At 61.8% G+C, this 13,585-nt stretch carries 8 protein-coding genes; all 8 read right to left on the reverse strand.

Features of this window, described 5'->3' with window-relative positions:
- Nucleotides 1–56: 56 nt before the first annotated feature.
- Nucleotides 57–782, reverse strand: a complete 726-nt coding sequence (locus APH28_RS21010) for an OmpA family protein (RefSeq protein ID WP_060512451.1) — start codon at nt 780–782, stop codon at nt 57–59.
- 109 nt (nt 783–891) lie between these two features.
- Nucleotides 892–1,536, reverse strand: coding sequence for an MBL fold metallo-hydrolase (locus APH28_RS21015; protein ID WP_060512452.1), 645 nt, complete (start codon nt 1,534–1,536; stop codon nt 892–894).
- Between the two features lie 1,173 nt (nt 1,537–2,709).
- On the reverse strand, nt 2,710–3,402 hold the full coding sequence (locus APH28_RS21025; RefSeq protein WP_060512454.1) for a sensor histidine kinase KdpD: 693 nt from the start codon (nt 3,400–3,402) through the stop codon (nt 2,710–2,712).
- Nucleotides 3,399–5,006: a tetratricopeptide repeat-containing response regulator gene (locus APH28_RS21030; protein WP_060512455.1), complete on the reverse strand. Its 1,608-nt coding sequence runs from the start codon at nt 5,004–5,006 to the stop codon at nt 3,399–3,401. Before APH28_RS21030 ends, APH28_RS21025 begins: the two co-directional genes overlap by 4 nt.
- Nucleotides 5,007–5,181: 175 nt before the next feature.
- On the reverse strand, nt 5,182–7,899 hold the full coding sequence (locus APH28_RS21035; protein ID WP_060512456.1) for a LuxR C-terminal-related transcriptional regulator: 2,718 nt from the start codon (nt 7,897–7,899) through the stop codon (nt 5,182–5,184).
- Nucleotides 7,900–8,151: 252 nt separating this feature from the next.
- On the reverse strand, nt 8,152–9,516 hold the full coding sequence (locus APH28_RS21040) for a DUF1329 domain-containing protein (RefSeq protein WP_060512457.1): 1,365 nt from the start codon (nt 9,514–9,516) through the stop codon (nt 8,152–8,154).
- A gap of 25 nt (nt 9,517–9,541) precedes the next feature.
- Nucleotides 9,542–11,428: a DUF1302 domain-containing protein gene (locus APH28_RS21045; protein ID WP_060512458.1), complete on the reverse strand. Its 1,887-nt coding sequence runs from the start codon at nt 11,426–11,428 to the stop codon at nt 9,542–9,544.
- A 329-nt stretch (nt 11,429–11,757) separates the two neighbouring features.
- Complete coding sequence (locus tag APH28_RS21050) at nt 11,758–13,440, reverse strand: fatty acid--CoA ligase (RefSeq protein ID WP_060512459.1); 1,683 nt, start codon at nt 13,438–13,440, stop codon at nt 11,758–11,760.
- Nucleotides 13,441–13,585: the final 145 nt, after the last annotated feature.

The raw sequence follows: 13,585 nt of genomic DNA on the forward strand, positions 1-13,585 counted from the left end.
GAAAAAGGGCAGGCCGTCACCGGCCTGCCCTTTTTTATCGCGCCGTACTGAACGGCTTACGGGTACTGCTGAACCTGGCCCTGCTGCTGGTCATACTGCTGACCCGGAATAGGCTTCAGGTTGACCTCTACACGGCGGTTCTGAGCGCGGCCATTGGCGTCGGCATTGCTGGCGATCGGCTGGTCCGGACCCATGCCACGCACCGTCACACGCGAGGCATCCACACCCTGCGAAGTCAGGTAGGTGCTGACGGCCTGGGCACGACGCTGGGACAGGTCCATGTTGTGCTGACGGCTGCCGGTGCTGTCGGTGAAGCCCACCACTTCGATGGTGTTCTGGTTGAACGACTTGAACGAGTTGGCCAGGTTGTTCAGCGGGTTGTAGAAGCTCGGCGAAATGTTGGCCGAGTCGGTGGCGAAGGTAATGTTGCCCGGCATGATCAGCTTGATCTGGTCGCCTTGGCGCTGAACTTCAACGCCGGTGTTGGCCATTTTTGCGCGCAGTTCGGCTTCCTGCTTGTCAGCGTAGTAGCCATAACCCGCAGCGGCGGCGCCGACTGCGGCAGCACCGATCAGCGCGCCCTTGCCACGGTTGTTGTGGTCGATGGCGGCACCGGCAATGGCACCGGCCAGCGCGCCCAGGCCGCCGTACTTGGCAGTCTTGCTCATGCCCGAGGACTCGCCCTGAGCCTGGCCCTGGTTGTCATAAGGATTCTGCCCGGCGCAGCCCGTCATCAGGGCTGCAACGGTTGCGACGATAATCAGACGACGCATGGTGAACATGGACGAGCTCCTACAAAAATTCGTGTGTGCGGCAGATCGCAGAGGGATCTATGCCAGGCTTGGATCGCAAGGATACGGAAAAATTCCATGAAAGGCTTTTCATGCAGGCTCAAGCCCGCACGAAAGGGTTCTCGCGCATCTCGTCGCCCAGGCGGGTATCCGGCCCGTGACCCGTGACCACGATGGCCTCTTCGTCCAGGCGATACAGGCGCTCTTTGATCGAGCGCACGATGGCGCGCTGATCACCGCCCCACAGGTCGGTACGGCCGATACCACGGCGGAACAGGGTATCGCCGGCGATCAGCAGCTTGGCGTCGGCGAACCAGAAGCTCATCGAACCTGGGGTGTGCCCCGGCGTGTGCAGGGCCACACCGCAACCGCAGGCGAGCTCCTCTTCGTCGCCGAGCCAGCGGTCTGGCGACGGCACCGGCGTGTAGGGCACGCCGAACATCTGGCATTGCATCTCCAGGTTGTCCCACAGCGGCTGGTCCTGCTTGTGCAGGTGCAAGGTGGCGCCGGTGAGCTCCTTGAGCTTGCCCGAAGCGAGGAAATGGTCGAAGTGCGCGTGGGTGTGGATGATGCTCACCAAGGTCAGGCCATGGGCCTGCAGGCGGGCGAGGATCTTGTCCGGGTCACCCCCCGGGTCGACGACGATGGCCTTCTTGCTGACTGGGTCGCCGATCAGGGTGCAGTTGCACTGCAGGGGGCCTACGGGGAAGGTTTCGCGAATGAGAATGGTGGGGGCAGCGCTCATGGGCTTCTCGATCTGATATCTGCGCCGCCGCAACTTGAGGCATGTCAGGCTTGAGGGCCGGCCAGCGGGCCCGCCGGCTCCAGTGCCTCACCTCTGCGTTTGGCGACTTGAAGAAAACGCAGCTGATTCACGGAGATCTGGCCTGCCAGTCGTCGTGCCTCAGCCTCGAATCTGGCTACGGCTATCGGCTTTTCACGGTTCTTTTCGGATCGCATGATGTCCTCCATAGCTACGCTAACACTGCCTGGATGTTATTAAGGATCAACCCGAATCACAAGCCGACCATCCGCAGTACTGCTGAAGCCCAACGATTCGTAGAGAGGTCTGGCAGCGGTGACGGGGTCCTGTATCTCAATCTCGCGGCAACCTAGCATACGTGCGTAAAAATCTATGGCAGTCAGTGCGAGGGAGGCAATATCGCCCTTCAACGGGTGACTCTTGTCAGGATTGCTCTCCAACAGAATGACTTTGATACATAAGCGGCTTTTTCGCGGGCTCGCGTAGCAAAGACCACAAAGGTCCGCACCATACCAGATTGAAAGGTCAAACCCCGTGAGGTCACTTGCCTTCCAGGTACAAACCTCTTCCCACGGAAAAGCACTGGCCTCTTCGCCCCAGCCTAAGCAAGTGGCTATCGCCTCTGGGGTAATAGGCTCTATACGCACCTGGTCTGCCTCAAGCCCTTCTCTCAAAAAGCCTTCCTGGCTGATGCACTCGCAAGAGAGTGCCCTGGCTTGAGAGCGAAAAACCTGGTAGCGAAGATCATTGTGTCGTCTTCTCATGCCTGCCCCTCGCGAACAACTCAGATCTCACGTCCGATGGAGGGCATTCGCTCCCGGCTCTCATCCTCCTTTGATAGAGGAGCATCAAATTCGCATTGGGCTAGAAGGGAGGCGAGTTCGTAACGGCGGATTTTCCGCTTGCCGGGAGCGGACTTAGCTGTATGAAAGGGGGATAACCGAAGAGGTGAGAGGCAGAAGATTTTGTTCACAAGGTGCTCGCAGAGTGAGTAATGGGGACATGATTTCTATCAGTGCGAAAACCAAGAAAAAAGGGGCCAATGGCCCCGTTTTAGTGATTCAGACTTTTCCCACAAAACACAGAGAAAGCTTACCTACTTATCTTCAGCGTGGTTTCAAATCATGACAAAGATTGATGCAGGCATTAAACCGCTTATGGCAAATACAACCTGAACACCCCTCCCCCAAGCGCCCCGCCATTGGCAATCTCGATCCGCCCGCGCACGCCATTACGCTCATGCAACGCCGCAATCCGCGCCGCGAAATACAACCCGAGCCCGGTGCTGCCGCTCTGCGAGTCGATGCCCTGAACATAATCCTGCTGACGCTCGAGCATCCGCGCCGGATAACCCGGCCCATCGTCGTTGACACTGATGACCAGGTGCTCGTCTTCCTCGCCAATGCTGATCAACAGCGCATGGCCGGCGTAGCGGGTGGCGTTGGTGATCACGTTGGCAATCACCGAGGCCACCAGTTCGCGGTCGAAGAAGCCCAGCGGGTTGTCGGTATCGACGCGCCAGGTGGCGAGGATGTCGTTGTGCTGCAGCACTTCCTGGTGGGCCGCCAGCTGGGCCTCGATGAAGTCATCCAGCTCGTGGTAGTCCGGGCATACCGGCAGCTGGTTCACCCCCAGCTTGTACAGCCCCAGCATCTGCACCAGCATGCCGTTGAGGTGGCGGAACTCATGTTCGATCACGCCTTGCTCGGTACCGCTGCGCCACTCCACAGGCAGCCGTGCCAGCCACTGGTCATGGGACTGGATCAGCGCTGACAGCGAGTTCTTCAGGTCATGCACGGTGGAGGCGATCACCGTGGAAAAATCCAGCCCCTGGTTATCCTGGCTCATGCGCCGAAGACCTTGATATGCAGTTTGCGATAGCGGTCGTAGCGGCTGTCGCTGGTCGGAATGCCGGCCACGCGGGTCAGGCAGTCGCGGCATTCCTGCAGGATCGCTGGCGGTGTCACCTCGCCACCGATGCGCAGCAGGGCCTGCGCCGTATTGAGCGCGATACTGATGTTCTTCGGTTGCAGCGACAGGGCCTTGCGGAACATCTGCAAGGCCTCGTTGAGTTGCCCGGCCTGGTAGCTGCGCACGCCTTGGCGGTTGAGGTCGACGGCTTCGGTGACCGCGCCCAGTACAGCCGGGTCGTCAGTCAGTTTGGCCACGCTCTGCATGACTTTGGGATCGTCGCCGTAGGTTTCCACGCACCCCTTGAGGATGCTGCTGCCAGCCGCTTCCTGGCCAAGCGACTGCAGTTGGCTGGCCACGGTCAAGGCGGCCTCGACCGAGAAGAACTGGTCCATCTTCTCCAGCCGCTGCATGGCCTGCTCAGTGAGCTTGGCGGCCGTCTCTGGGTCGCCCGCCTGCTGCAGGCTCGCGGCCTTCATCAGCCGGGCACGCACCTGCAGGCCCTGGTCTTCGATATTGTCCTTGGCTACTTCGCTGAGCACGGTGTTGATTTCGACCCGGGCGCGTGCATCCAGGCCGAAGCCTGCGTTCTTGCTCATCAGCGCCTGAACCAGCCCAAGATTGCTTTCGGCATCCTTGTAGCGCGAGCTCTGGCCCTGGCTCACCGCATGGCGGAAGGCCTTGGAAGCGCTTTCGAAGTCGTCGTTGCTCAGTGCCAGCTTGCCCAGTGCGGCCTGCCGGCGCACCGCCAGGGGCGACAAGCGTACCGCTTCCTCAAGCATGCCCTGGGCACGTTTTGTCTCACCCTGAGCGACCAGCACTTCAGCCATGCCATCGTATAGCCCCGGCATGATGGGGAATGCCTTGAGCGCCTGTTCATAGACGCCCTGGGCCTGGGCGTGCTGCCCACGCTTGTGCATCAGGCTGCCCAGCGCCGAATACACCCAGGGTTGTGGACGGCTGGCGAGGATACTTTTGAGAAACTTCTCCAGCTCATCGAAGCGGTTGAGGTCGCGCAGCGCGTCGGCGCGATAGCGCAGGCACAACGGCGCAAAACGCGGGTCCTTCTTGCACAGCTCGGCACACGCTGCCAGCACTTCGGCCGGGCGACTACGGTCGAGGGCCTGCAAAATCGGTTTGAGCAGGGTCTTGCGCTGAGTCAGCTTGTCCAGGCGCTGGGCCAGGCCAACACGGTTGAACGGTTTGGTCAGGTAGGCATCAGGCTCGTGCTCGAGGGCACTGAGCACGATGGCTTGGCTGCTTTCGGCGGTGACCATGATGAAAACACATTCATGGCTGATCAGCTTGTCGAGGATCAAGTCCTCGAGCACCTGCTGGCCGTTCTTCTTGCCGTCGCCGAGGTGGAAGTCCTGCAGGACATAGTCGTAGCGCTTCTGCGCGCACATGCGCAGGGCCTGCTCACCACTGTCAGCTGTGTCCACATCGCGCACGCCGAGTTCGCGCAGCATGGAACGGGTCGACGTGCGAAAGTCGGTGAAGTCGTCGACGATCAGAAAGCTCTTTTGCCCGTACTGCAGCATCAACACGACCTGTATTGGGTGGATAGGTGGATGGCGCGAAGCGATGCATACCGCCGAAACCTGTATCGGCAGGCGGTATGGAAAGATGAGGGCAGAGAATGCAGCGCACTCACAACATGACCACATGATGGCTTAGAGCCATTATTTTATAGCGCCATGCCGATTGCAGCTACCCTCAGGCCAGCATGCCCAACGACTTGGCTCGCGCCACTGCCTGGGTGCGACGCTCTACCCCCAGCTTGCTGTTGATATGGCTGGCATGGGTCTTGACGGTGTGCAGCGAGATGAACAGCCGCTCGCTGATCTGCTGGTTGGAGCAGCCTTGGGCGATCAACTCGAGCACCGCCAGTTCCCGACCGCTCAAGGCTTCGACGGCGCTGCCAGTGGGTGCCACCGGCTCGGGCAGGCGAGCCAGCAGTTCTGCCTGGGCCTGGCAGGCGGGTTGCGCAAGCAGTTGCTCACGCAGCCATGCAGGGTGTAATTCGATCAGCCGCTGGAAGGGTTGCAACACCCCACCCTGGGCTGCGCTCAAGGCCATGGGCAGCAGCTGTGCTGCCTGTGCTTCACGCCCCTCGCTCAACAACAGATCGACCCACTGCGACAGTGCATGCAGGGTGAGCATCATGCCGCCACTGGCCTGCCCGCGCTCGGACAGGGCGCACAGGCGCGCCACGGCTTCTTCGCTGCGCTGCTGCACACGCTCGAGCAATGCCTGTTGCAGTTCGATATGCAGTGGCAGCAAAGGGTGGAACTCTGGCGCCGCCGCCGGGTGCTCGCCGCCGTAGGTCTGGCCCAGGCGCAGCAACCACGATTCGGCCAGGTCGATACGGCCTTGGGCGAGCCACAACTCGCACTTCACCAGGGTGATCATCGCCAGGTAGAAGATCGGCGGCACATCCCAGATGTGCATCAGCCGCTCTGCCTCGGCCAGCTCGGCGAACGCCTCGGCATATTGGCCCTCACGGCCATCGAGCGAGGCAATCACGCAATGGCCGATCAGCACGCTGATGTCACGGCAGGCACGCGCCTCGCTGAGCCCTGCGCGCAAGCGCGCGCGTCCTTGCACAGGTTGCAGGCGCGCCACCAGCAGGTAGCCTTCGTACAAGGTCAGCCGCGCCCGCACCGCGTACAGGCGCTGTGCCGACAGCCCTTGCAGGCGCTGCAACCCTTGGCGCACCTCATCCAGCGCCCGCAATACCTCGCCGCGGGCATGCAGTACCCGCGCACGATCGTAATGCGCCAGCGCCTCGAACAACGGGTTGCCGACACGTTGCGCCAGTTCCAGCGCTTCGCGGTTCCAGCCGCGGGCACGCCAGAAGTCGCCATCGGCGATAGCCAGGTTGGACAGCGTCGACAGGCACACCAGGCGTTGCCCGTAGCGTTTGCTCGGCAGGCTCTGCAGCGCTTCGCCGCAATAGGCCAGGGTGCGTTCGCGGTCACCCCGGCCACGGGCAATGATCCCACTCAGGGCCAACCACTGCGCCAGCATCGACTTCTGCGCGGTGGCTGAAGGCGCGGGCAGGAAGCGGCGGAGGTGACTGGCCAGCTCCTGCGCAGCATCCAGCTGGCAAGCCAGGCCAAGCGCCCAGCTGTAGAGCACGATCAACCGCGGCGTGCTGATCAGCAGGCTGTCGGGCAAGTCCATCTTCCAGCGCAACAGCATGCCGACATTCTGCTCGGCCAGCAGTTGTTCCTCGGACAGGCTCTGCACCAGGTCGGCAGCCACGTCGAGGTGGCCGGCGCGCAACGCCTGCTCCACTGCCTCGTCGAGCAAGCCCTGAACCTGAAACCAGCGGCAGGCGCGCAGGTACAGGCGCGCCTGCGGTTCACTGGACTGGCGGCTGCGCAGCAGGTCGGAGAACAGGTGATGGTAGCGATACCACTGGCCATGCTCGTCCAACGGCACCAGGAATACCTGATGCGCCTGCAGATAACGCAGGATCGCTTCACTGTCGTGACGCTCACGCAGTGCATCGCACAGCGCTGCGCAGAAGCGCTCCTGGCAGGCCGTGTCGAACAGAAACGCCTGCACATCCCCTGGCAATATCTCGATGACTTCTTCCAGCAGGTAGTCACGGATCAGCCCTTCACCACCGTGCAGGGCCTGCGGCAAGGCATGCTCGTCACCGGCTTCGCTGGCTGCCAACTGCCAGAAGCGCAGCCCGGCCACCCAGCCGTCGCTGCGCTGAATCAGGTTGTCCAGCGCCTGGCCGCGCAGCCCCGTAGGTTGGCGACCAATCACTGCCAGAGACTCCTCCGGGGTCAGGCGCAGGTCCTGCTCGCCAAGTTCGGTCAACTGCCGCGACAGGCGCAGCCGCGCCAGGTGCCAGTCCGGGCGCTGGCGGCTGGTCACCAGCAGGACCAGGCCAGCAGGCAAGTGATTGAGGAAGAACTGCAGGCAGCGATCCAGTACAGGCCCCTGGGCCAGATGGTAGTCGTCCAGCACCAACAGCAACGGCGTATCGGCCTGGAGGTAAAGCGCCAACTCATCGAGCAAGCTGTCGAGCCACTCTTCAAAGGCAAAGGGTTGGTGGCGCTGACGCATCTTCAGCAGGCCCATGGCCTGCCCGCCCAGTGCCGGGCAGTACTGCTGCAGGCCTTCGAGCAGGCGCTCGAGGAAACGGCCGGGGTCAGCGTCCCGTTGGCTCAGGCCGAGCCAGAGGCTGCGCCAATGGCTGGGCAGTGACTCGCAGAACTCGATGGCCAGGGAGCTTTTGCCAAAGCCTGCGGGGGCGTTGACCAGCAGCAAGCGCCCACCCAGGCCGCCCTGCAGGCGCTGGCACAGGCGTGCACGCGGCACGTGCCCGTCCGGCTGTGGAGGACGGTAGAAACGCCCGTCCAGCAGGCCCAGGGCCTGGCTGGCGAATCCATGCGTACGGGACAGATCTGTCATGGCCGGCTCGTTCTGTTGGGAAAACTACGGCGGTACGGATGTTTGCGAGACTAGCGGGTAATGCACCGCATTTGAAGATGATGGGCACCCTTTGCCTGGAAAAGACTGCGACAAAAAGCAACATGGCTGATGGACAGGGGCTGGGGCGGGGCTTTGGCGAGGTATTCATCGGTTTTATCGGCCCGTCCAACAGAAACGCCCCGGCAAGCCGGGGCGTTCTGGGAGGGTCACACGGCGTTGCTGCTGTTCAGCTCAACGGATACCCGACTGACGCAGGGCGGCTGGCTGGAAGTCGGCCTTGCTGGCAGTGAAGCCGAAGTCGTAGGCTTTCTTCTCTTCGTTTTTCATGCCCAGCGCCAGATAACGGCCCGACTGCAGGTCGTAGATGGCTTCCAGGGTGTACCACGGTACCTGATTGTTGTAGTACGGCTGGGCATGTGCTTCGGACACACGCCACAACTGGTTGCGGCCGTCGTACTGGTCGATCACCGCCGCTTGCCAGGTATCCTCGTCGATGTAGAAGTCACGTTTGGCGTAGATGTGGCGCTGGCCCGGCTTGAGCGTCGCGACCACATGCCAGACCCGGCGCAGCTCGTAGCGGGTCAGGTCCTGGTTGATGTGCCCGGCCTTGAGGATATCGGCGTACTTGAGCTTGGGGTCGTCCAGCTTGAAGGCGTTGGAGGCGATGTACATCTCCTTCTTGCCCTCGAGCTTCCAGTCGTAGCGGTCTGGCGCGCCGTTGTACATGTCCAGGTTGTCCGAGGTGCGCAGGCCGTCGGCTGCGGTACCCGGGCCGTCGTAAGACACTTGCGGCGCCTGGCGCACACGGCGTTGGCCGGCGTTGTAGATCCATGCCTTGCGCGGTTCCTTGACCTGGTCGAGGGTCTCGTGCACCAGCAGCACGGTACCGGCCAGGCGTGCCGGAGCGGTCACTTCCTGCTTGAAGTAAAACAGGATGTTGCCTGGGTTGTTCGGGTCGTAGTCCTTCATCTTGTCACGGAAGACGAACTGGTCAGCGAAGTAAACCAGGCTGTAGGAGCCGTTCTGCTGCGGGGTTGCCTGGGTCACCAAGCGGCTGACGCTGCCGCCACGGTAGCGGGTGATGTGGTTCCAGATCACCTCCAGGCCGCTTTTCGGAATCGGGAAAGGCACGGCGGTCTGGAAGTTGTTCAGGCCATTACCGCCCTCGACCAGGGTGGTCGCGGTGGCGTTCTTCTTGATGGCGGCAAATACATCGTCAGGCGCCGTGGCACCCCGGTGGGTCTTGAACACCGGGATCTTGAAGGTGTCCGGATAGCGCTTGAGCATCGCCAACTGGCCCGGCGAAAGCTTGTCCTTGTACTGCTCGGCATTCTGCGCCGTGATGGTGAACAGCGGCTTGTCGCTGCCGTACGGGTCAGCAAGGAAGCCCTTGGCATCGACGCTGCCGGCGGTCTTCGACAGCGGCTCCCACGGGCCGATCGAACCATCGGCGTTACCGGCTTTTTCCGCGCCCATCGGCGTCAGGGTGCTGCCCAGTTTTGCCGCTTCATCGGCGGATACCGCAGCCATGACGCTGGTCGCCAGCAGGGACAGGCCCAGTACACCGGCTTGCAGCAGACTTCTGGTCTTGTTCATCTCGTGTCGTCCTGGATCAGTGTTCTTAGAAGTTCACGCCGAAGCTGAGGGCGACAAAGTCGCGATCATCCACGGTGCTGTACTTGCCGTCGAAGAAGTTGGTGTACGACAGGCTGGCGGTATAGGTGTTCTGGTACTCGGCATCCAGGCCCAGGCTGACCGCCTTGCGCCCTTCCTCAAAGTTGCCACCAGGGCCTGGCGAGTAACCGGATACGTCATGGGACCAAGCCACGTTGGGCTTGAGGTTGACCCCGGCGAACACGTCGTTGTAGTCCCAGATGACCCGGGCGCGGTAACCCCAGGAGGTGCTGGTGGTGTAACCGTCGTTTTCGCACTTGCGGTTGAGGTTGGTGGTCGAGGCGCCGGCACCGGCGCCAGCGATGGTGCTGGCATTGAGCGCCTGGCAGGTATTTGCACCGCCAGTGGCAGGTAGCGGCCCAGGGCCAAATACAGGGTCACGGCCATAACGGGTATCGTGGGCGTTTTCCAGGCCACCCACATGGGTGACGCCCAGCTCACCTACCACGGTCATGCGGCTGGCGCCCATCACCTGGTCGAAGAAGTGCGTCAGGGTGGTCTGGAACTGGGTGATTTCCTTGCGACGATAGCCGTGAAGGTCTTCGCCCGGAGTACCGGTCAGCAACGAGGCATTGCTCAGTGCGCCACCAATCGGGCGTACACCGGCAAACAGGATATCAGTGGTATTCAGCTGCACCGGCGCGTTCGGCCGGTAGCTGACCTCACCGCTCCAGGCCGTGCCGGTAGGCAACGTGGTAGAGAAGCTCAAGCCGTACAGGCGGATGTCTTCGGGGTACTCGACGAAGTACTTCGAGTTACCCGCCACGATCAGCGGGGCCAGCGCGCGCAGTTGCGCCGGCAACTGGCTGAGGCCGGCGAATACCGACGGCGAGGCGCCGGTAGCGCTGAAGATCGGCGCACGGCTGTGGTAGTTCATGAAATAGGCGCCGAACTCGGTATCCAGCGGCTCGAACATGTAGCGCATGGCCACGCCGAACTGGCCGCTGTCACGGGCATCGCGGTCCGCGCCACGGGCCACCATCACACCTTCTTCGTTGATGTTGACGCCGCGGGTGGCCAGGAATTGCTGCGCGGCTGCCGGCACCGTGCGGCTGCTGTTGAGCACGCGCAGGTTGTTGCTGCAGCCGTCGGCGATGATGTCGGGCTGGGAGAAGAAGGTGCCGCAGTTGTCGACGACGGTCTGGTCCCACTCAAGCTGGTAGAAGGCCTCGGCCGACAGGTTATCGGTCAGGCTCTGCGAGATGTAGAACATGTTGACCGGGATCAGGCCTTCCTTGATTTCGGCGCCCGGCCGGCGGAACGCGGCCACATCGATGGGGTTGATCGAGTTGATGCCGCCGCCGATGAAGGTGCTCTCACCCCAGCTCACTACCTGCTTGCCGAAACGTACCGAGCCCGGCTGATCGCCGATCGAGTAGTTGTGGTAGACGAAGGCATCGAGCAGTTCCGATCCGGACGACTTGGCGCCTTCTTTGCGATTGGAATCGCTGATGTCCTTGAATGGCCTGCTTTCGTCCTTCAGCTCGAAGTCGTACCAGTACTTGCCGCGTACGAATACACCGGTGTCGCCGTACTTGAGCTCAAGGTCATGGATGCCCTTGAAGATCTTCGAGAAGGTTTCACCCTTTTTAAAGTTGAGGTGGCCGTCGTCGGAGGTCTGCGACAGGCCCTTGCCGCCGTTGTTGACCCCGATCAGGTTCTTGTTGGGGTTGGCGGTAGACCAGCTGGCCCCGACGGAGAGCGACGAGTCGAACTGGCCTTCGATTTCACCAATGTTGAAACTGACAGCGAAAGCAGGACTTGCGAGCGTGGAAGCAAGGCTGACGGCCAGGGGCAACTTGGCCCGGCGCCAGAACGGATTTGCAGATTTCATCGACGCTACTCCATGTACTTTATTGTTATGGCAGTGAGTCCTTTCAGAAACGGCCCGAGCGACCGGTGTGCAGGTTTCCCCTGCAGCGGCACGTCTAGCGCGTGCCGCCCTCCCCCATTTCTGAAAATCCCCTGGGCCCGACTATAGCCAGCAGGCTCAGGTGCTAGATCCCTCTAAAGTGTGATTTGCGCACCTGCTGCCCAATCGCCCCGGCGTTTCTCGGGCAGCGCATTGGCCGAGCTGAAGCATGGCCGATTTTTTTCGTTTGGCAAGGCTTTAAGCTGTCTAGCATGCGGGTCGCGTTCCGTCGCGCGCGGCCCGCACAGTGCTTACAAGGTCGACAGGAAGGCGCTGTTGCTGGCCTGCCACTGGACGATGTCCTGGCGGATGCGTTTCTTGTCGAGCTTGCCGACGCTGGTCTTGGGAATTTCAGTAACAACGGCGATCTGGCTCGGAATGGCCCACTTGTTGATGTGCCCTTCCTCGACAAAAGGCTTGAGGTGTTCCTTGAGCGCCTTGGCATCGATCGCCTTGCCGTCACGCACCACCAGCAGGGCGAACGGGCGCTCGCCCCATTGCGGGTCGGCGACCCCGACCACCGCCACTTCGCGCACGGCCGGGTGACGGCTGATCAGGTCTTCGAGGTCAAGCGAAGAAATCCACTCGCCACCGGTCTTGATCACGTCCTTGATGCGGTCGCGGATATCGATATAGCCCATGCCGTCGAGCGTGGCGACGTCACCGGTGTGCAACCAGCCGCCCTGCCACAGCTCCTCGCTCTTTTCCGGCTCCTTGAAGTAACCCATGGTCAGCCACGGCGCACGCAGCACCAGTTCACCCTGCGTCTCGCCATCGGCCGGCAGGAAGTTGCCCTCGCCATCGACGATCGCCGCCTCCACCAGCGGCACCGGCACGCCGGCCTTGATGCGGTAGCTGACACGCTCATCCTCACTGCCCGCCTGCAACTCGTCGTTCAGGTGCGCGGCGGAAATCAGCGGGCAGGTTTCGGACATGCCGTACGCTGCGGTCAGCTGGATACCCCGGGCCGACGCCGCTTCATACAACGCCCGGTTGAGCGCGCTGCCGCCGATGATGATCTTCCAGCCACCGAAATGCTCGCCTTGGGAGGACGGGCAGTTGAGCAGCATCTGCAGGATGGTCGGCACGCAATGCGAGAAGGTGACCTTCTCTTCGCGCCACAATTTGACCAGCATGTCCGGCTCGTAGCGGCCCGGGTAGACCTGCTTCATGCCAAGCATGGTGGCCGCGTAGGGAATGCCCCAGGCATGCACGTGGAACATCGGCGTGATCGGCATGTAAACGTCATTGCTGCCAAGCAGGCGCACACTGTCGATGCTGCCGGTCACTGCGGCCTCTGCAAGGGTATGGAGTACCAGTTGGCGGTGGGTGAAGTACACCCCCTTGGGGTTGCCGGTGGTGCCGGTGGTATAGAACGTGGTGGCCACCGAGTTCTCGTCGAAATCGGGGAAGTCGTAGCGTGGGCTCGCGGCGGCGAGCAGTTGCTCGTACTCGCCGACCAGGTTCGGCAGGTCGGCGGTCTTGTCCGGGCCATCGCTGATCAGCAGCGTCTTGTCGACCGTGGTCAGTTGCCCGGCGATGGCTTGATAGAGGCCGATGAAGTCGCTGTTGACCAGCACGAAGCGGTCTTCGGCGTGGTTCATGGTATAGAGGATCTGCTCGGGCGACAGGCGCACGTTGATGGTGTGCACCACCGCGCCGATCATCGGGATGGCGAACATGCATTCGAGGTAACGGTGGCTGTCCCAGTCCATCACTGCCACGGTGTCACCGGCCTTGACCCCGGCTTCGGTCAGCACGTTGGCGAGGCGGGCGATACGCTCGTTGAGCTGTGGATACGTCAGGCGCAGCTGATCGCGGTAGACGATCTCGCGAGTCTTTTCGTAACGGCTGCCGGACATCAGCAGGCGCTTGATCAACAGAGGGAAGTCATAGGCGCCCTCGGCGGGCTTGATGATGCGGGTCTGCAACATGGTGGTCCCTTTTCTGAAAAGCATGCCGAACAAGTCTGGAAGTACTGTAGTAGCTGAATGTGACCGTCAAATCAGCCGAAGGAATGATTTGGCTGTGCGAGGTATGAGTGGCATTGTGCGGGTTGATGGATCAACCCCTGCCCTG

Origin of the sequence: Pseudomonas sp. NBRC 111124 (genome assembly GCF_001320245.1) — a bacterium.
In the GTDB taxonomy this organism is placed as follows: Bacteria; Pseudomonadota; Gammaproteobacteria; order Pseudomonadales; family Pseudomonadaceae; genus Aquipseudomonas.